This is a genomic window from Atrimonas thermophila (genome assembly GCF_045864955.1).
Taxonomy (GTDB): Bacteria; Atribacterota; Atribacteria; order Atribacterales; family Thermatribacteraceae; genus Thermatribacter; species Thermatribacter velox.
Window position 1 is genome coordinate 1,424,530 of record NZ_AP028803.1, and the last position, 18,425, is coordinate 1,442,954.

Here is an 18,425-nt window from a genome sequence, read left to right on the forward strand (position 1 = left end):
TCACCACCTCTCAATCTCTATCAGTGCGGTTAGTTCTCCAGGTGCAACCTGGAAGGAGATGCTACGCACGACGCCCTTGAACACCTGTCCTGAGAAGTTGTATGCAATAAACACTTCCTTGCTAACGAGGTTGTAGAATGCATATACAATGCTCTTCTCAAGAACAAAGGAAAGCGGAATAGCATAAACAATGTTCTTTTCGAGCGAAAGCACTGCTGGATATGCATATGTGATGTTTCCTTCTCTGCCCACATAAGAGAAATAACTGTAAACGATGCTGTCCTCTTCCTGCAGAAGATTGTATATCGCATAGATAATGTTGCGCTCGCTCTCAAAGAGTGTTGTTATGCGATATACAATACTTCTCTCTATTTCGAAATCCTGTATTAGCTCAGCACCAAAGCGTGTTACTCCAAAGCGAGCAGATCCGAAAAGCATTACGCGGTCGTCTTCCCCTTAATCTTTATTTTCGCAGTTACCGAGTTCACAGGAGACAGCCCAGGTGGAATCGTTACCTCAAGCCATACACCGATGTTCTCTCCCGCATAAAGACCACCACCAGGCACAGAGAGGGCACTCGCTTCGTCAGGAGCATCTACAAACGCGTAGCTTTCGGGAGGCGTCACTCTGTTGGCTGAAGTATCGCTGCCTCCTTTGACTGGCTCAAGAGCGATTTTAATCTGATTAAGGGGGTCCGAGGAAATCCAGATTTTTGCGTCTAAGAGATCCGAAGAACTCTCGTTTCTAAAGAAAACCTTTCGATACTGAACAACGTTGCTCCCGCCCTCTTCGTCAGAATAAAGGTCAGTAAAAACTTCACCCAAGACTCCAGTAAGTTCATTGTTGACGTCAATAGCACCACCGTTTATGTCCACATCGTTGTCAGGCATATATTGAGAGCCGTAGAGCTTCAAGTTTGCCTCAGTTACAGGCATTTCAACACCTCCTTACTTAGTAGGTTCCGATTACGCTCACAGTATCTCCCACCTCTAACGGTGGGGGACAGGTAACCGTGAGTTTGAACACATTCGCTACGTTGCGATAATGGTCAAGAAGGCTCTGGGCAATGCTTTCAGCTTCAGCTTGGCTTTGTATTAGATGGTTCTTGATAGTCAGAAACTTCGGTCCACCAGTTTGCTGTATCTCTGCCGTTGTGAGCTTTTTGAATGCATATACCTTCTCTGATTTCTCGGACACAATTTCCCTGCCATAAAGCGTAAGGTAGTAGTCACGGGGAATGAGTTTATAACCGTAAACTCTGATTGTATAGTCTCTTGGAATTGCCTCCTGTCCCTGACAGGTAATTGTTACTTGCGGCGTTCCGAAATCGCAGCGAGCTATAAAGCGAGCTTCTTGCCCGTTCTCAAAAGTTTGTGCGACCTTCACGTTGTAGGGTTTTCTTCGAGAATAAACGTTGATTGTGAAGGTTCTCGGCCAGCTTCGGGGACAAGAAAAGCCGTTGTCGCCCTCGATGGAAAGCTTGAACCTTACATAGTTATCTCCTGCGCCAATGGGCGTGATGTTGAAAGTAATGGGAATCGTTGTTGCGTAGACATCCCAATACAGATACTGAGTTGAAGCTGTTGTATTGCGCACTAAGAATTTAACCGTTATATAGCTGCCGCTGTCGTCGATAATAGGATTGCTCACAGTTACGCCTGAGTTAGGAACGTAGCCGTGGGCAATCCATGACGTAAGCTTACCCTTAGATTTGCTATACACGGTGTAATAGGCATAGGAATTTGGGGGAATTTCCTTAACTCCCCCGGCAACTCTGATTTGCTCTGGCGGATATGGGTTGGGTTTTGTTCCCTCCCACCTGTGCTGCCCCTGATGGTCCTGGTTGAGCCATATCGTCACGTAGCGTGTTTCATACCAATTCAGCGTCCAGCTTCCAGAGCCTGTGAGCTGTTCTGGCCCCCAGCCATCATCATATTCCGCATTCCACTTCACGTTACCAAAAAGTTTTCCCGGAGTGTAGGGAACAATGATTTCTGACCCATTCACACTTGCATTCCCCGTTGCTGAACCTATGTCTTGCACAACACTCGAGAGATTTCTAAGCGGGTCGTGAGAAACAGAAATCTCCGTGTTCCAGTAGTCTTTAGGATTCAGAGATGTCGTCAGCCCATATTTGTTCGTGCTTTCATCTATCTCCAGCCTGCGCTTTGTAGCAGGCACATGACTAAGGACTTGTTTTTGTTCAGTATTGCTCAGAACACCCAGCTGACCGCTGACTTGCCCGAGCAAAATTTCGCTGTCCTCGTGAGAGTATTCTGGATTGTGAGTTACGGTTATTTTCGCACCCGTTGATGTTTCTTCAAGCTCGGATGTAAGCCCATTTGCGTTGCCAACGTTAAGCTCATAGCGGAGTTTACCGTAGTTAGCAAAGACAAAAGAATGCTCTCTTGTAACGGTTTCTGCATCCAGAGAGCCAGAGACACTCCCCAACACAACCTCTTTCCTGTAGTATTGCTCCCTCTTTCTTTCTTCACCGATGACTTCTACGCCGTTATAGAACTCCTTGTCGGAAATTTCTATTGTTGCAGCCTCGATGTTTTTGCTCTCATTGAAGCCGAAGACCGGAACACCGAGAGCAGGAACAGAGGCAAAATGCGGTTTTCCGTCTCCGTCAAACCAGAAGCGGAAATTCGTTATTTGTGTAATGAGAGTGATTGCGTCATAGGCAGATGTTCCTTCATCAAACCACACCCTATCAACATATTTCCCAGGATCCTCATATATCAGGTCGCTACCAGAGGCAATCACTCCAGCCTGCAGTAGAATATCTCTCAGAACATCGACGATGTTCTCCCTTACAAAGTAGTGCACCGTAAGATTCCCTGTTACTCCATCTTTGGTTATGGCAAGAACATTGGTTTCATCGTTGTAGGTCCAATCCTTGAATTCTTCCCCATCCAGGAAACATTTAAACACTCCTGTGCACTCAGTAGGCAAGGAATACTCAACAGCACCTGTAAGGGAAATCATGGTGCTGTTGCCCCAATAGGCCATGTCGCCCATTTTGTAGTTACCAAGCAAATCGCAGTAATCAAGAGCCTTTACTGAAACCACTCTCCCGCTTGGAGTTTTCTCGTGCCTTACGTCTGTGATGTAGCCAATGAAGTAGGGCCATGTGTAGGACGTTTCAGCAATTCCATCGTCGTCCAGGTCTTTTTTCAGACCGACATAGACTTTGACCTTGCGGCGAAAAACAAAGTAGTCGGCATAACTTGTCCCCGACAGAGGATGGTATCTCCTGTTGCTATCGTCGATCTCCATATCAAGGGAAGCTGCGACGATACCATGAATCGAGCTCGACTTGAAATCCAGTCGCAGGCTCAAGATGTCCGTTACTTCCTGCCATCCGCCTTTATATACATAGACCTTCAGGAACGGATGAACAACGGATGTCTCGAAGTCCTGCTCAGTGAGCGCTATTGAATTGTTTTCAGAACCGTAGAGGCTCTTCACGGCTCCTTCAGCTCCCACTCGCAAGAATACAGTTCCTGTGGAGCAAAAACACGGGTGAAAACAGGATCTCTTGTGGCCACAGCATAGAAGGAATGGTTCTCAATATTGACCGCAAGCGGTGTTTCGAGGGAATTCAAAGTATCGATTGTGTCCTTTGTGTCTCTGTCAATCGCTTTCCAGCGCAGCCGTATTGTTCTCTTGCCAGCAAGTTTAATGAACCTGCGAGAACCATCGACAAGCGTTTTCTCGACTGTTCTGTACTCCTGCACGATTTCGTATTCCTGCGGAGTGGGCAACTCATATCCACCTATCTGTATGCTCATCGCGCCAGCGCAATCCCCCTTCGACGAGCTTCATACTCAAGCTCGTCCCAGATCTCCCTTGCAATTCTACGAGGGTCGCCATTTTGAACATTTATCGCTATGCTAACGTTCCCAAATGCCACTCCACCCCGAGGGACAACGTATTCCCCTTCGTGCAACAATGCTAACCCCGTAGTCCTCACATAGCCACCGCTCTGATAGGAGGGGAAGGTTCCAGATACAGTTTCATATCCACCCGCGTAGCTTGGGTTATAGGGTTGCAGATAGGCATAGGTTTGCTGAAGAACAGGAAGCATTGTTTGCTGCCAGAATTGAGCATATGCCTGAATGGCGGGACCAGCAATGTTGATGAATGTTTGCGGATCAAAAATGCCTGTTGCCGTTGCTTCCTTAATTGCCTCATTAATTGTTTTCCCGAGCTCCTTTGCAGCATCTCTAACTGCCTCACTTGCAATAATCGCTTGCGTAATAGCATCAACAAGCATTTGATAGACAACCTTGCGCAGGTTTTCGCCAAAGCCTGTTATGGCATCGTAGATAGTCGGAGCGCTAAAGAAAGCCTTGATGCCGCTTTCCATATATTCAAGAACGCTATCAACCATCTCTTTGATTTTTTGCTGATAGCGCTCAAGCCAGCCGAAAAGCATGCTGAAGAAATTAACAATAATACCTGGAATGCTTGCGAAAAGCCCGAGTATGCCTGTGAAAATCCCGCCAATCTGGCCTATTGTAGGTTGCTCTCCAAACTGCATATCAATAGCAATATTCCCTATGTCGCCTATAACGCCAAGCAATCCCTGCATCGTTTCTTCCGTCTGTTTTGCAATGTCTTTCGTGCTTTGCGAAACGTTTTCTGCGGTTTCTTGGAACTTCAGTTCAAGCTTATCCAGCTCCTCTATGACCGGATCAACATCTATCCTTGCAAGCTCGATATTGATAGCGTCGACCATATCCGGGACGATTGAATGCCCAACCAGAGCATCGCTTAATCGCTGCCAGAGGCCCCTTTGTTTTTGTGAGCTCTCTTCTACAATCTTTTCTGCTTCTTCTGAACCCCTACTGAAGACACCCTTTATCCCTTCCCAGAGCCCAGCTGCCTTCTCTTTTATGCTTCCCCAAATGTTTGAGAGAGTATCGGTGATAGATTGCCACTTACTCTTGAAATCTTCCTTTATCCCATCCCATACGCTTTTGAAGAAGCTTTTTAGTCCACCCCAGATGGTCTGTGCAGCGCTCTTTATTCCTCCCCAGATTGTCTCAAGTGTTGATTTCACGGTTTCCATGTAGGCCTTGTTGTATTCCTGTATTCCATCCCATACCTTGAGGAAGAAAGACTTCATGCCACCCCAGATGGTCTGTGCAGCGCCTTTGGTCTTTTCCCAAATACCAGAGAGCAACCCGTGGACGGCTTCCATATAGGCTTTGTTGTACTCCTGTATGCCTTCCCAGATGTTGCTGAAGAAGTTCTTTATTCCGCCCCAGATTTGCTCTGCTTTTTCTTTCAGGTAATTCCATGCCTTTGTTAGCGCCTCTTTAATGTCATCCCAGTGCGTGATGATTAGCGTCGCGACAGCAGCAACGCCAATAGCGACAAGGCCATAGGGCCCAAGCATTCCTCCAGAAGCAAAGAGACCGCCGAAGTTTTTGAAAGCATTCGTTGCCTGGCCAATTGCTCCGACCATATTCATGATCGGACCGCCTGCTGCAGCCCCACCTGCGATAACAAGCAGAAAATCCTGCACAGCAGGGTCAAGCTTCGTGAACCAGTCGAGTAGTCCTGAAACCTTGTCCAGGAGGCGGGAAAGCACGGGTAAGAGTTTGTCTCCTACTTCCTGCATAAATGTCTCCAGAGTTGCGCGGAACTTTTCCCATGTGTAGCCCGCAGCGTTGACGCCTTCGGTCTGTGCCTTGAATGCCTCTTCGGTGAAGCCTGCTGCCTCACCCATTTCTGACATCTTCTCGTTAAATGTATCTGCTTGCGGACCCACAAGAGCCAGAGCAGCATTGATGCCTTCCACTCTCCCAAGGAGCTGGGAGAACCGCTCAGCGTTCGACCCAGTCGCTTCATAAACCTTCTGCAGCGCAGGAACAAGGCCGCCCATCGCTTCTATCATCTGTTGCCCGCTTTCGTAACCTAATTGTTCAATTACTTGTTGCAGTTCTTTGCTGGGTTTAATCATCTCTGTTAACAGGGCTCGGAACTGTGTAGCAACTTCGTTCGCGTCTCCAGTCACACCTGTTAGGGTCGCAAAGACGGCATGCAGTTCTTCGAGGTCAACACCAAGTGTGGATGCAATAGGGGCAACCTTTTTCAGGCCTTCGGCGAGCTCCGGGAAGGTCGTCTGCCCAAGCTGGACGGTTTTGAGTGCGAGGTCTGAAGCGTACTGGAGGGCCTCTGCCGATGTATCGCCATATGCTTTGGTAACGGCAGAAAGCAAAGAGACAGCGTCTTTGGTGTCTGCAACGCCAGCCTTAGCTGCCTGAACGGCAATGCGCAGTTTGTCTATTGCGTCCTCACTATCTCCGAATGCAGAGATAATCTCATACATTCCCGCTGCCAAGTCTTTGCTGGACTTACCGGTCTCTTTGGCGAGGGTTTGGATTTGGTCTTTAAGCTCCTCTATCCTTTCAGCATTGCCCGGGATGAGCGCTGCAATGTTTGCCATAGCATTGTTGAATTCCATTGCAGCGTTTACAGCAGCAGTCCCTATACCAGCAAGAGGTAGGGTTACAGCAGTTGTGAGCGTCTTCCCTACCTCTTTCATTTTGCCGAAGGCATTTTGCAGCTTCCCTTGCGCTTCCTGCAGCGTAGTATTCAGCTTTGAGGCATCGCCAGCTATCTCAACCAGTATCTTTGCGTCAGCCATCTTCACCCTCCAAGCTCTTTCTTAAGAGCTTCAAAATCTTCTCTATTACCAGTGGGCTTTTGCTCTTTCTTCTTCCGGAACAGTTTACTCAAAGGCGGAATTCTTTTCTGTCGTTCCAACACAGCTGAAAGCCATCCAGCAGTCAAGATGGTCTCTGCAAGGCTTTCCTGCCATTCTGCCTTGCCCTCACTTGCCACCACAAGCTCGACAGGCGTCATTTCAAGAACAAAACACAGCGGGAAGCCGAGAAATCCGCATCCCAGCTTCACCGCTTCCTCATAGCTCATCACGATTGTTTTTTTTCCTTGCCAACAAAGGCTTGCTGCCAAGCCTCGGCAATCTTCTCAAACACGTAGCCCAGACTCTCCGCTTCATCAATGAGCTTAGCGACGTTGTCAGGAGTTATTTCAGGGTCTTCATGCTTCAATCCTGTTGCCAGCAAAAAAGCAATGTCTTTCAACGTCCAGGTGGTTGGGTCAAGCTGGTGGTAGGGTTTCCCAAAGTGTTCTTCGCATTCCATCAATGCCGAGAATGAATATCGCAATGTCCTCTCTTTGTCGAGCTTGATTTTTACACCGTGCTTAGGCATCACTCCACCTCCACCACGGCAACAGTAACACTCGTTACATCGGAATAGCTGACTTGCACTCTACCGTTGGTATCGTTGAAGCGGTTCTGCGGGAATGGTCCTATCCATTTTTCACTACCAGCTGGCACAGTAACTGTCACATCGTGGTCATAGCCGTAGCTGCAAGGTTTCTGGCTATCAATCGTAACTGTGATATCACTTGCGCCATCATTTTTTACAACAAGGAAAGCATTGCCATCGTTTGGAAACTCGTCGCCCAAACTGTCCGCAGCTGTGAAGGTAGGAGTTAGCCCGGTTAAGCTAATGTTTTGCACGGTTAAAAGCGCCATATCAACTCACCTCACATGCTGGTCAAACGAGTTAACTCACTCGCTCCTGAAAACTCAGCTGCATAAGTTGCGGCATCATCGTAGGGAGCCTCAAGGTCGATTGAGGCAACGATTGCCTGTCCTTCCTCAATATCATCATCGGCAAACTTGACACGTATTTGCACAAGGTTTCTGTTGCGCCAAGCATCCCGCAACGCCTGAAGACCTGTATCATTCTCTACCCACAGACCGTCGCAGCTAACACTCCAAGAGACAAAGGTTGCTATTCTCTCCCTCATTGCTCCAGAACTGTCTTTAGTGGTGATGTCAAGGTCTTCGGTCTCAAGAGTGAGGGTTGCGTTCCTCTGTCCTGCAACAGCAGTCCACACTGGAGTTGCCTCGGTTCCTGTGTTCACGTAGACAAGCACATCAACGCCTTGCTTTACTGCCATCTGTATTCACCTCCGGTTCTATGCACTTTTGAAAACTTTGAAGCGCATTTGAACAACTGCATGCCAAATGCGCTCAGGTTCTTCAAAAACACGCAGATTCTCAAGTCTCAACGAGGCAAGAGAAAGGTTCTCTATGTTTATGTCGTCATTCAACGTTTCTACAACAGCGTCAGCGATTTCCTTTGCCTCTTTCGCCCCCTTGTAATCGCTGAAAATGTGGATGGTTGCCACAACATCTCCGCCGTGAAAGTCCTTTGTAGAGTAATCACTCCCAATGTCTTCTCCTATCACAATGTAGGGAAACGTAGCCCCATCTGGCACGCTGTCATAGACCGGATATGACAGCTGGGAAACGAGCCTTTGGTAGATTGCTTTTTGCAATGCAACCATCATAAGAGCTTCAACCTCTTCAATCTTGTCCTTTCTTTCTCAACAGCGGGGCGCATGTATGGGCGAGCCTTCATTTTGCTTGTGCCATATTCAACGAAATGAGCATAAGGGGCATAAGCCTTGACGTAAGCCCTCAATCTTTCTGGAAGCTCTGCCTGAATTGAGTTCCTCAGGTTTCCGGTCCTTATAGGAGCAAGATGTTTTGCTTCTCTCTGTATGTTCAACGCCGCCTCTGGAATTACTTTTGCAAGCTTTTCTTCATACATTTTGCCCTTGCGCTTTATTGCCTCAATAGCAGAGGCAACGCCGACCACTCTGATGTTCATTCCTGCACCTCCACGCATTGCAATTCCAACCACTCGTTCTTCTCGTCAACGTTGATGACCACCTCAATGTCGAAGTTTCTGTTCCTATAGACGACCCTCATCTGCGGCTCAATGCCTGAGTAGTAGCGAGTGGTTATTCTGTGGGTTACCTCGCTCTGTGCTTGCTGAGCCACGAAGCGTTCTCTTCCTTTCAACGGCTCTACCTTTGCCCAGAGAGAAACCACATCTTGCCATTGCTCCTCATATCCACCCATTCCATCAGGAACCCTGTTCAAGCGCTGAATTGTTACCCTGTGACGCAATTCTCCAATTCTCATATGAGGTGCACCCTATATCGGCTCAAGATAGCTGCCACACCTGCTGGCATATTAGGAGCCAGGACGGCCTGAACATTGTATTTCACTTCAGCGGGTTCTCCTTGCCGAGATTCATACAGGTAGGCAAGAAGCATCAATATCGCCTGCCTCAGCACCGCTGGAACGTTTGCATGCCCCGCCTGATATTCAATCATCACGCCTCTTGGTATAGTGCTTGTGAGCGGGTTTTCAAAGTAGACTGCACGCTCTGAAATGAGCCTGAAACCATCCGTTACCTCAGTATCATCAACAGTAATGGATTGAATTGCGACAATAGGCGGTCTTGGTAGGTAATAGATGCCGTCCACGCTGTCGAGCTTCAGCCTCCATACCTGCAACGGGATTGAGATCCTTGCATAGTCTTCACAAAATTCCCTTGCCGCAGTAATCAGGGCAGTGATAAGCTCATCTTCGTCGCTGTGGTCGATTTTCAGATGCAGTTTCGCCTCTGCAAGTGTAACGGGTTCAGCGCTTACGCTTACTCTTTCGAGGTCGAACATCCGCTTTTACCTCCGAAGGCTCAACTACCTTCACAAGCTCAACTAAGCCGGCACGCAACCATGCCCTTGCCGTTTTTTCATCAATTTCAATTTCGGAGCCAGGCGTGAAAGCCTGACCCCGAATTGCTATTGGTCTCAGTATCTTGATCTTCATCGTTACCAGCTATCAAACTGCTGGCACTTGCAGGATTCTGAGGGCGTTCGGCCACACAACGCCACCGCCAACTCGATAATGCACCTTGAATCCTACAAGCCCGCTTTCAGCATAAAGTTCGGTCAGTCTCTGCACAGTCATTCCGAGTCTGTCCACTACCATGTAGCCACTCTTCAAGTCTCCGAAGATTGCCACATCTGCAGCGGTTCCAGCCGCCGGTATCTCAGGCACATCATCTTGAGTGTAAACGGGATAGCCCCTGAAGGTGTTAGGTCTGCCTGCCTGCAAAGCTGGCTGCCAGAGATACTGCCCGTTGTTGTCTTTGAGGAGCATAAGCGCAAGTTCGGTGCTGGAATTCACAATCAATACACCGTTTTTGCGATACTGGGAAGGCACTTCGTATATCAGCCTCAAGATGTCGTCTGCAGTAATTGCTCCAGCCTGACCAGCGTTAACACGGGTAACGGTAGTTCCGTTCAATATGCCCTCGGGTTGCCCGTTGCTGTGTCCGGTTCCAGCTACAAATGCGGTGTCTTCAGCTTCTGCAGTCTTGTTGCTGAATGCCTGCACCAGCAAGCTTTCCAGGGCAATATCGGTATCCATCAGCTCATCTTCTCCAACCTTGGCAAGGGCATAAAGGTCTTCAACATAGATGTATGCCTCGCTCGGGGTTGGAGTGCTTTCGGTCAGAGTTGCTCCGGTTTCGAGCTTACCCCAGCTTACAGAGACATCGGTGAGGCTTCTTCTACGAATCCTGTCGCTCCTGATAGTGCGGACAGTAGCCAGCGGACGAATAACAGCGGTCTTGGGCTTTTCCATCCTCACCTCTGCTTCGAGTTCCTCAGGGATGAGGATTTGCCCTGTAGAATCTGCTACAAGAGCTTTCTCTTCACGGTTCAGTATTTCACCACGCAAATACTTGAAGAACGCTGCTTTTTTCTGTGCTTTTTCTTCATCTACGTCTTGCGCCGCAGTTTCCGGACGCTGAAGTGCGGTCTTGATTTCCAAGTAGTCCTTTTCTATCTTCTCTTTCAATTCCTCAAATTCAGCTTTGGTAACAAGCCCTTTCTCGAGCTTTTCCTGTTTTTCACGCAAGGCTTCGGTGAGCTTCACAAGCTCTACGATTTTTTCCTCTAATTGCATCGCTAATTTGCACCTCCTATTGCTTTCAAATTTTGAATTGCCCTGTCCAGCAACTCCTCAAGCGGCTTACTGCCATCCAGAGTGCCACCAGGCGGCTCTTTCAGGCGGGTAAGTGCCTGGAGTTTTTCCAGGGCTCGCTCTAACTCAAACTTGCTTTCGGGTTTGAGGAAAGCAAGCTCTTCGTCTTCCAAAAACACTTTGACCAGTTCTCTTGCTTTGCCAACAAATTCCAGCACCATAGCATCCCGTTCCCACGGAGGGGTAAGCCCCATTTTGCGGTAGTAGCGCCCAAGCTGGTTTCTCCGTATCCTTTCCTTGTCTTCTTCGGGAATGTTTGCCCTGTCAAGATACACCGCAGCGGCAAATATCCCTCTGGGAACAGCCATTAGACGTCCGTCTATCACATCAGCAATAGGTAGAAGGTAAGAGCCAAAGTTCTCAGGTTCTTCCTCGTTATACCAGCAGAACGCCTTCCTGTATTTTGCCCAGTCAATTTTGTCCTTGTCTCCGCTACCGTCAGAGCTTGCCCATACTGCTACATTCCTGCGGGCTTTAGCGGCATCCCAGGGGCGGTCTCTATCAGCAAGGGGAAGGTCTTGATAGGGAACAACGCCCTTGACGCCCAGAATAGCTGCACGTGGATTGGCTGGGAAGGTGACGATTGACCACTCCCAAAGACGCACTTCCTTAATTCTGCGAATCTCTCCGTCCCATTGCTGTTTGATGATGTCAAAGCCAACGCTGGCCGAAAGAGGAACACCGCTTTTGATGAGTGAGTAGGCTTCTTTGGCACGTGTCACGTCAAGGATTAGCTGGGCGGTGGCATAAACCCCGTCATCTTCTTCCCTTGCTTGCATAGTGTATCCAATCGGTTCTCTGCTATCATGTTGCCACAAAACCGGAAACCTCTCTCTTTCCTGCAACGTTTTTGCAAACGCTCCATACTCAAAGACATCATTGTCCAGGTCCACGTTGTTATAGCTTGCAATACGTGCCTCTATGACGCCGCTCTCATCCACGCTTTTCACCATGAGGGGAAAATCTTTATATTCCATACTTACACCTCCTCAAGCATATAGGCATGTGCGCAGCGGCAGTTGGGATGAGCAGGAGGAATGAAAAAGCCATTCGAGAAGCTTTGTTCTTTATCGACCAACTCGCCATCAGCGGGACCGCAGATGTGGCAAACCCTTTCATCCGCCGCCGTTATCCACTCTTTCATAAGCCTGCCTCTCAGAATCCCTTGCTCTTGTGCTTGAGTAATTGCCATGTATTCTCCGTTATTCCATGCATAGCTCATTTCAGTTCTTGCAATGCGTATTCCTCGTTGTTTGTGTAGAAACCTGATGTAACGTTCTGTTTGTTTCTCTACTTTTTGCCTGTCCACGCCCTCTCTCAAAAGCGAATCTCTAAATCGTGCCACCGCTAATGCCTCTCTGTTTGTCAGCCCGACAACGCTCCTTATGATGCGACCCAAGTCGTCGGGGCTTGTCGGCTGTTCAACGATGTAGTGTCTCAGGATGTTCCGCAATGCCTGTGTTTGTGTATCGGTCAGGTTGCGGACCAACGTCGCTGCTCGCTCTCGAAGCCAGAAGTCGATTTTCTCGCCTGTGGGCGTGAAGCTAAAGGGTCCAACCTCTCTAATAATTGCCTCTTCAATAGTGTCGCCAGCCTCAGCTATCGCCTCTCTCCAGCGAGGGTCAATCTCCTCATTTATGAAGCGTGCGTAGTCCTGCTGCCAAGCGAAAATCCACTCAAGGGGTACCTCCTGGAACGTTACCGCATACTCTATTTCTTTCCTTGCCATGCGTTCAGCTTGGATGAGCCAGAGAGAGCGTAAGTATTTCGCAATTTTGGGCTCATGTCTTGCCGTGAACCTAATGAGCTTTTCTGCATACTGCCTCGCAAAAAGAACAATCATTCTTCTTCCCCTGTGCTTGTGTAGGGCATCAGATTACCGGGCATGAACAAGGCATCAGCGCCTTCCTTGGGTTCATACCCAAGCAGTTCTCGAGCCTCGTTCGGGGAGAGGATTCCGCTCTTCACGGCCTCAATGACGTTCTTCCACAGCTCGCCCCGATCCTCTTGGAGCGCTTCAATATCATCCCGGTCATAGTCCAGAAAGAGGCCCTCAGAATTGCTAAACTTCGCTGGCAGGAAGGCGTTGAACTCACCCCTGAGCCAGTCAAGAAGCGGGAGCACTGTCTCTGTGTAGAACGCCTTGCGTGCCTCCTGGTAGTTCGAATACGTAGAACTCTCTCTGTCGCCAAGCATTTGCGGGGGAATACCGAAAGCAATTGCGATTTCCCTCGCAGTAAGCTTTATTCCTTCAAGCCACTCCATCTCTGCAGGACTGTACCCCATCGGCTTCCAATCTAAGCCACCCTCGAGCAAAAGTGGCTTTCCTGCATTCTTGGAGCCAGAGTAGAGCTCTTTGATTTGCTCCCTCAAGCGCTCAAACTCTTGTTCCGACAAAAGATTATTTGCGACCAATGCCCCCGAGGGTCTTGCTGAGTTCTGCAAAAGAGCAACGTTCCACGCCCGGGATTCATTGTTTTGGTCAATTACCCTTGCGATGGCCTCGATAGGACTAAGACCATAGTAGTCATTGTAGGGATTGAAGAATTTTAGATGCAGAATCTCCTCGGAGGAGAATGTAACCTCTTTACCTCCCACTGTGTACTTATAACCTCTGACGGGATTGATGCTGTCCCCGGGAAGAATCTTCACCCGGTCTGGACGTAACACATAGAGTTCCGTGACAATGCCCTTGCGTGGAGAAATCACTTCCACATATGCGTTGCCCGCAATCATCAGGTAAGACACTACTGACTGAATGAATTCACTCCAGCTCTGCTGCGGGTTCACTTTTTGCAATAAAGCATTGAAGGGATGATTGGTAACTTCCTGAATCTCGTTCCCCCGCCTGCGGTAGAGATACCAATCTATACCCGCACACGCGTTCGCAATCATACGAATGCAGGTGTAGACATAAACATTGGAGCAGTAGCCCTCGCGAGCGAAAGAAGCATAATTTTTCGGAGACCAAATAGGTTGCCCGAGAAACTGAGCAACGATAGCCGAAAAAGTCCTACTTTGCTTTGTAAACAGCCTTGTGAAAAATTTAAAGAATACGGATTCTCGGAGCATTTCTTCCCTCCATCGAGGCAATGGCATACCTCAAGGCATCCATCGCGTGATCGTTGAACTTGACGGGCTCATCGAGAACCTGTCCCTCTTTATCTTCCCGCCACTTGTAGGCTCGGATCTCTTTGAGGGTATTGACGCTGTCTTTTGTGATGCGCAGCTTATAGCGCTTCACTCTATCTATGCCGTCCTTAACCGACTTCATTGCCGGATACACATTGAAGCCCGCCTTGTAGAGTTCTTCAATACGTTGAGGTTCAGAAGAGTCAGCATAAACCGGAGCGTGACCAATTTTCAGGCCCTTCATCAAGTCGATAAGGTCCTGATTGGTCAAATGGCTTTGATATATCAATTCCCGCACCCAGGCCTCATTCTCCTTAATTCTGACCTCGACCAGCGCCGTTGGATTGTTGTAGCCGAAGTCGAGGCCGTAAACCACCTGGTCTACTTCTTCTGGGACCCGATCCACAACATCCCAATTGGTGTAGATCAGGTTCTGTAAGATTCCCCACTCGCCGAGAGCATAAATGCGATAATAGTTTTCATCGACTTCCGAAAGCCTCTGAAGCTCCTGCACATAGTCTGCACTCAGAAAGGGATTTTCTTTGTAGGTCGTCCTCAGCACCGCCACGTTGTCAGCAGGAGTATCAACGAGTTGTGTCTTCAGCCAGTGATAGGCATCGATAGGGTTAAACGTGAGAATGATCTGGTTCTGCAACTTATTCTTGCGCCTCAAACGAAGCTTCAGCTGCAGAAAGTCCTGGTAGTTGAACTCCGTTGCTTCTTCCATCCAGATGTAGTTGAACTCGGCCGATTTGATTTTTTCCGGATCGTCCAGGGATTTGAAAAAGAGCTTATTATCCCGAATCTCGATCCAGAACTCACTCTTGTTGACAGCGTGCGGTATCCCATACTCCCTGAGCAGATGCTGAATCAGCATCCAGCAAGATAATCTCAAAGACGGCAATGTTGCTCTTGTAATGAGAAAGTGCTTACCCCGCTCTTCCAGGGCACGAAGAATGAGATATTGAGCAACCGCATAGGACTTCCCGGAACCAGCACCGCCGTAGACGCACAGAACGAGCTTCTCCTTATTTCGCTGGAAGAAGTCATCGTAAACATCAATGATCGGAATTCTTATCTCTTGCACTAATGCGCTCAATGACAATTCTCAGAGGCTCCTTATGCTCAATGGTGGTCACATCTTTCTTGCTATATCGCTCGGGGAAAAGCCGCTCCAGAAGCCAGGCCAGAGCTTGCCAATTGCCTTTTTGCCCCTGCTCAAAAATTCCATTTACACAGGCTGCTTCAAACTCTCGTTCTCCTTTTTTTATTGCCTCTAAAAACTCTAAAAAAACCCCCGATTTTCTCTTCTCTGCCTTGCTCTTCCAGTTGTAAAAAGTGCCCTCAGAAATTCCCAATGCAGCTGCAAGCGCTTCATTTGAGAGCCCCCTCGCCTTAAGTTCCCTTGCTCTCTCTATGAGCTCTGGAGTCAGCTTTGTACGTCTACCCATTGAAAACACCCTCTATATATATAGTGCAAAGTGCGCAGAACCCGCTATTCATGCGGGTTAGAGGGCATCGAAAAAAATTTTTTAAAATTTTTTCTAAAACCTATTGACAAGTAGTAGTGGTGGTGTGTATACTATTGCCAGAATCAAGAAAGGAGGAGGATCTCAGATGAAAAGTGCAAAAAGGTTTGAGATTGTAGACCTCGTGAGATGGATGAGAAAGTGGCACATCGAGTTTTCCTGGTGGGTAGGACAAAACAAAAAGGTCGCTCGCGGTAGCGACTATCGCGAAGGCATTAAAACAAAGGATTACTGGTTCCTTTTAGAGCGAGTCGGCGACAAAATTTTCGTCGAGAGAATATCAGAAAAGCAAGCAAAAGAGCTCATCGGGCAGGCGTAGTCCTGCCCTTTTAGCTTTCCTACGAGGGATAGACAAAACGCCAGCAGAGCTGGCGGAAAGGAGGAAAAGGGAATGAGGATAAACTATAAGCAGATTGAAAAATGGCTGGAAGAAAAAGGATTTGAAGTTTACTACGATCATTATGCGAAGGGACACAGCGCAAAACCAATTACCGCCATCTCCCCAGGCGGAAAGAGGTATAAGAACTGGTATTGGATAAAACGCACTCTCTACACGTCCCATCGAAGATTGCTCAGAGAGCTCCAAAAAGATGGATATGATGTATCCGAGTTATTTCAGGGTACCAAGGGGCAGGCATAATCCTGCCCTCTGTAGCTTCCCTATAAGGGTTTGTAGCCCACGGGCTTTCGCCCAAGGGCAATAATAAAGAAGGGGGAGTTGAAGAATGAAAATCAACGTCGAGAAAACCAAAAAAGGGCTCCCCGCCCTCTGGGAAGAGGGCGGGGGGTACTCCAACACCGGCGAGGCCCAGATTATATGCGGGCCCCAGGGTGAGCCCTTAAGCCCAATTTACATTAGGAAGAAAGGGCCATTAGCAAATAGCAAACACGCCCTCTTCCTGATCAGACCCGGATACTACGTCATCCGGGCCTATCACCACAGGCGCGATTTCGACATCGACGTTCTTAGGATCGAAAACGTCGACGTCGATGGAGAAGAGGCCGAAGTTGCCCTGGTCTGTCAGTTCGACCAGGGTGAGTGGGATTCTTCACTGCCATCTTTCCTTTCAGCGGCCGTGGAGGCCGCCAAGGAAAAGGCGGTCTGTTATCATTGCAGGGAGCCACATTTTGTGGCCCCTGACGGTGAATAAGAATCAGTCCCCACGCTTCCGGGGCAAAACCCACAAGCAAGGGGCCTGGTTGAAAAACCAGGCCCCTTTTTTTATGGTGTAGCTTGCCTACGAGGGATTGAAACCACAAGCGAGTGCACCCTTCAGAGTTTGTAGCTTCCCTATGAGGGATTCTGGGCTCGGCCCAGTAGAAAAAACAAAAGGAGGTATTAGTATGTGCGAATTTCTCTCTTTCAGTATTACAAAAGACGGACGGATCCTTGCCCTACTTGGGCAGGATAGGGTTAAGGCTATCAAAAGCGACCTTAACCCAGACAGCCACTCAGTAATTGCTGAGTGGTTCGGTGTCAATGAAGATGACTGCTGGAAATATGAAATTCCAATTTCCAGTGTCGATGAAATTAATGCTGATGGTATTGATGCCTTACTGGAAAAGATGAAATATGATGGCGGTCAGCCAGAGGGAGATATTCCGCTGTCGTATATTCGGAATACCAAGTCGTTTCTACAGCAAAATATAAAGCTAATTAATGCAGTAGCTATGCAGCGCTTTGGTGTGCCTCTTGACTTTTTAGAAAGTGCTATTCTCAACGGCGAAGAAAGAACCTTCTTTCTTTCCCCGTTGAAGTTCAGCTTAAGAATGATGTTTGTGTGCTTGCAAGAAGCATCAAGAGGAAACATAACATTCCTGTTATCGTAACACCAAAGCGTGTTGATGATTACTATCAAGGCAGGCTTTGGGTAATTAGTATCTATAAGCACTATCTGCCCAATGCTATTGTGGAGGGCAATCCGGATCTTAAGGCTTTTGAGTACCGGGTTCAGGTTTTGCCGGTGGACGAGGTGTTAGAATCGTGATCAATGACACCATCGGCTTTGGGCTCTCTCAAGTAGGGCGTCTTCTGGCCTACTTGCCCTACGAAATGCGCAAAGACGTTGTCGGAGAGCCTGAGGAGTTACGGCAAAACTTTGTTCTTTCGCTCCTGGAGAGGGAGTTCCCTCTCCAGGAGCTGAATGATAATCAAATCAAAGATGTATTCCGCGCCCTCAATCGGGCTATTTATCTTACGGCTCGGTTCAAGGGATGGCGGTATACACGAAAATATGGATGGTTAAAGGAGGAATAAAGTATGAACAAGCTTCAGGTATACATCGACAAAGAAATGCAAGACTTTTTCTCCAAAAGAAACTATGCGCCAGCAGGGCGCATAGCCCGAGAAATGTTGAAAGTGATGGCAATATCAATGCAGGAAGAACTAAAAAAACTCAACCTAACCTTGCCAGAAACTAAACTAATTCTCGATGCCTTGAATGGATTGCTAATAACCGATCCCGCCCAAATCAAATACCTATGGGCGGAAATAGAAGACACAATAAAGCTGGATGATCTCGACAAAAAGTGGGGCGTAAACGGTGAAGAACTGGTCAGTAAACTACGAAACGCATCACTACCAGCACTGTATGCCATCTGGGACGTAGCCCAGCGTTTCTGGGCTAAAAGCGGAAAAGGCGAAGCCTGGACAGACGAAGAAATAGAAAAACTCCTTACCGAGGAGGAGCGGGTTTAATGGCCCGCTCCTTTATTCTTTGCAGTTCTAACCTTACCAGCGCTTCCGAAATCCCCAGGCACCTTCCGATTTCCCTGAAGGAGCGCCCTTCCACACAAAGTTCCAG

At 48.2% G+C, this 18,425-nt stretch carries 26 protein-coding genes; 7 read left to right on the forward strand and 19 right to left on the reverse strand.

The annotated features are described in order from the left end of the window. From ACKTT1_RS07415 to ACKTT1_RS07445, 7 genes are read right to left on the reverse strand one after another with little or no spacing between them, the layout of a single operon-like run. The gene (locus ACKTT1_RS07415) at nucleotides 1-438 is read right to left on the reverse strand and encodes a hypothetical protein (protein ID WP_412709138.1); all 438 of its coding nucleotides are present in this window, start codon (nucleotides 436-438) and stop codon (nucleotides 1-3) included. Beyond that, nucleotides 438-935 (reverse strand): hypothetical protein, encoded by a 498-nt coding sequence (locus ACKTT1_RS07420; protein ID WP_412709139.1) that lies wholly within the window; start codon nucleotides 933-935, stop codon nucleotides 438-440. The genes ACKTT1_RS07415 and ACKTT1_RS07420 overlap by 1 nt, the downstream gene beginning before the upstream one ends. 16 nt (nucleotides 936-951) lie before the next feature. Next, nucleotides 952-3,492, reverse strand: coding sequence for a hypothetical protein (locus ACKTT1_RS07425; RefSeq protein ID WP_412709140.1), 2,541 nt, complete (start codon nucleotides 3,490-3,492; stop codon nucleotides 952-954). Then, nucleotides 3,471-3,797: a hypothetical protein gene (locus ACKTT1_RS07430; RefSeq protein WP_412709141.1), complete on the reverse strand. Its 327-nt coding sequence runs from the start codon at nucleotides 3,795-3,797 to the stop codon at nucleotides 3,471-3,473. Before ACKTT1_RS07430 ends, ACKTT1_RS07425 begins: the two co-directional genes overlap by 22 nt. Then, entirely contained in the window at nucleotides 3,794-6,664 is a 2,871-nt protein-coding gene (locus ACKTT1_RS07435; protein WP_412709142.1) for a phage tail tape measure protein, read from the reverse strand. Before ACKTT1_RS07435 ends, ACKTT1_RS07430 begins: the two co-directional genes overlap by 4 nt. Before the next feature lie 2 nt (nucleotides 6,665-6,666). Beyond that, nucleotides 6,667-6,951: a hypothetical protein gene (locus ACKTT1_RS07440; RefSeq protein WP_412709143.1), complete on the reverse strand. Its 285-nt coding sequence runs from the start codon at nucleotides 6,949-6,951 to the stop codon at nucleotides 6,667-6,669. Beyond that, complete coding sequence (locus ACKTT1_RS07445; RefSeq protein WP_412709144.1) at nucleotides 6,951-7,253, reverse strand: hypothetical protein; 303 nt, start codon at nucleotides 7,251-7,253, stop codon at nucleotides 6,951-6,953. Before ACKTT1_RS07445 ends, ACKTT1_RS07440 begins: the two co-directional genes overlap by 1 nt. Before the next feature lie 53 nt (nucleotides 7,254-7,306). On the opposite strand from ACKTT1_RS07445, the gene ACKTT1_RS07450 reads away from it, so the two are divergent. Next, nucleotides 7,307-7,543, forward strand: a complete 237-nt coding sequence (locus ACKTT1_RS07450; protein WP_412709145.1) for a hypothetical protein — start codon at nucleotides 7,307-7,309, stop codon at nucleotides 7,541-7,543. Between the two features lie 50 nt (nucleotides 7,544-7,593). On the opposite strand, the gene ACKTT1_RS07455 is transcribed toward ACKTT1_RS07450, so the two are convergent. Genes ACKTT1_RS07455 through ACKTT1_RS07510 form a run of 12 tightly spaced genes read right to left on the reverse strand, consistent with a single transcriptional unit; the run spans nucleotide 7,594 to nucleotide 15,543 of the window. Then, nucleotides 7,594-8,013 (reverse strand): phage major tail protein, TP901-1 family, encoded by a 420-nt coding sequence (locus ACKTT1_RS07455; protein WP_412709146.1) that lies wholly within the window; start codon nucleotides 8,011-8,013, stop codon nucleotides 7,594-7,596. Between the two features lie 18 nt (nucleotides 8,014-8,031). Further along, nucleotides 8,032-8,406, reverse strand: coding sequence for a DUF3168 domain-containing protein (locus ACKTT1_RS07460; protein WP_412709147.1), 375 nt, complete (start codon nucleotides 8,404-8,406; stop codon nucleotides 8,032-8,034). After that, nucleotides 8,403-8,762, reverse strand: coding sequence for an HK97-gp10 family putative phage morphogenesis protein (locus ACKTT1_RS07465; protein ID WP_412709148.1), 360 nt, complete (start codon nucleotides 8,760-8,762; stop codon nucleotides 8,403-8,405). The genes ACKTT1_RS07460 and ACKTT1_RS07465 overlap by 4 nt, the downstream gene beginning before the upstream one ends. Continuing rightward, complete coding sequence (locus tag ACKTT1_RS07470; RefSeq protein WP_412709149.1) at nucleotides 8,726-9,046, reverse strand: phage head closure protein; 321 nt, start codon at nucleotides 9,044-9,046, stop codon at nucleotides 8,726-8,728. The genes ACKTT1_RS07465 and ACKTT1_RS07470 overlap by 37 nt, the downstream gene beginning before the upstream one ends. Then, nucleotides 9,043-9,585, reverse strand: a complete 543-nt coding sequence (locus ACKTT1_RS07475; RefSeq protein WP_412709150.1) for a head-tail connector protein — start codon at nucleotides 9,583-9,585, stop codon at nucleotides 9,043-9,045. The genes ACKTT1_RS07470 and ACKTT1_RS07475 overlap by 4 nt, the downstream gene beginning before the upstream one ends. Next, nucleotides 9,551-9,739 carry a hypothetical protein gene (locus ACKTT1_RS07480; protein WP_412709151.1) on the reverse strand — a complete coding sequence of 63 codons (189 nt, stop codon included), beginning with the start codon at nucleotides 9,737-9,739 and terminating at the stop codon, nucleotides 9,551-9,553. The genes ACKTT1_RS07475 and ACKTT1_RS07480 overlap by 35 nt, the downstream gene beginning before the upstream one ends. 12 nt (nucleotides 9,740-9,751) lie before the next feature. After that, nucleotides 9,752-10,882: a phage major capsid protein gene (locus tag ACKTT1_RS07485; protein WP_412709152.1), complete on the reverse strand. Its 1,131-nt coding sequence runs from the start codon at nucleotides 10,880-10,882 to the stop codon at nucleotides 9,752-9,754. 2 nt (nucleotides 10,883-10,884) lie between these two features. Next, nucleotides 10,885-11,937 (reverse strand): HK97 family phage prohead protease, encoded by a 1,053-nt coding sequence (locus ACKTT1_RS07490; RefSeq protein ID WP_412709153.1) that lies wholly within the window; start codon nucleotides 11,935-11,937, stop codon nucleotides 10,885-10,887. Between the two features lie 2 nt (nucleotides 11,938-11,939). Then, entirely contained in the window at nucleotides 11,940-12,803 is an 864-nt protein-coding gene (locus ACKTT1_RS07495) for a phage minor head protein (protein ID WP_412709154.1), read from the reverse strand. Further along, nucleotides 12,800-14,059: a phage portal protein gene (locus tag ACKTT1_RS07500; protein WP_412709155.1), complete on the reverse strand. Its 1,260-nt coding sequence runs from the start codon at nucleotides 14,057-14,059 to the stop codon at nucleotides 12,800-12,802. The genes ACKTT1_RS07495 and ACKTT1_RS07500 overlap by 4 nt, the downstream gene beginning before the upstream one ends. After that, nucleotides 14,007-15,179 carry a PBSX family phage terminase large subunit gene (locus tag ACKTT1_RS07505; protein ID WP_412709156.1) on the reverse strand — a complete coding sequence of 391 codons (1,173 nt, stop codon included), beginning with the start codon at nucleotides 15,177-15,179 and terminating at the stop codon, nucleotides 14,007-14,009. The genes ACKTT1_RS07500 and ACKTT1_RS07505 overlap by 53 nt, the downstream gene beginning before the upstream one ends. Then, nucleotides 15,151-15,543, reverse strand: coding sequence for a transposase (locus ACKTT1_RS07510; RefSeq protein WP_412709157.1), 393 nt, complete (start codon nucleotides 15,541-15,543; stop codon nucleotides 15,151-15,153). Before ACKTT1_RS07510 ends, ACKTT1_RS07505 begins: the two co-directional genes overlap by 29 nt. Before the next feature lie 166 nt (nucleotides 15,544-15,709). Here ACKTT1_RS07510 and ACKTT1_RS07515 point away from each other — a divergent pair, with 166 nt between their 5' ends. The 6 genes from ACKTT1_RS07515 to ACKTT1_RS07540 all read left to right on the forward strand — a co-directional run bounded on the left by ACKTT1_RS07515 (nucleotide 15,710) and on the right by ACKTT1_RS07540 (nucleotide 18,319). Next, nucleotides 15,710-15,940: a hypothetical protein gene (locus tag ACKTT1_RS07515; protein ID WP_412709158.1), complete on the forward strand. Its 231-nt coding sequence runs from the start codon at nucleotides 15,710-15,712 to the stop codon at nucleotides 15,938-15,940. Nucleotides 15,941-16,012: 72 nt separating this feature from the next. After that, on the forward strand, nucleotides 16,013-16,261 hold the full coding sequence (locus ACKTT1_RS07520; RefSeq protein WP_412709159.1) for a hypothetical protein: 249 nt from the start codon (nucleotides 16,013-16,015) through the stop codon (nucleotides 16,259-16,261). Nucleotides 16,262-16,346: 85 nt separating this feature from the next. Then, nucleotides 16,347-16,772 (forward strand): hypothetical protein, encoded by a 426-nt coding sequence (locus ACKTT1_RS07525; RefSeq protein ID WP_412709160.1) that lies wholly within the window; start codon nucleotides 16,347-16,349, stop codon nucleotides 16,770-16,772. Nucleotides 16,773-16,965: 193 nt separating this feature from the next. Beyond that, nucleotides 16,966-17,451 carry a hypothetical protein gene (locus tag ACKTT1_RS07530; protein WP_412709161.1) on the forward strand — a complete coding sequence of 162 codons (486 nt, stop codon included), beginning with the start codon at nucleotides 16,966-16,968 and terminating at the stop codon, nucleotides 17,449-17,451. Nucleotides 17,452-17,605: 154 nt separating this feature from the next. Continuing rightward, complete coding sequence (locus ACKTT1_RS07535) at nucleotides 17,606-17,878, forward strand: hypothetical protein (protein WP_412709162.1); 273 nt, start codon at nucleotides 17,606-17,608, stop codon at nucleotides 17,876-17,878. A gap of 3 nt (nucleotides 17,879-17,881) precedes the next feature. Beyond that, nucleotides 17,882-18,319, forward strand: coding sequence for a hypothetical protein (locus ACKTT1_RS07540; RefSeq protein ID WP_412709163.1), 438 nt, complete (start codon nucleotides 17,882-17,884; stop codon nucleotides 18,317-18,319). Nucleotides 18,320-18,425 lie beyond the last annotated feature (106 nt).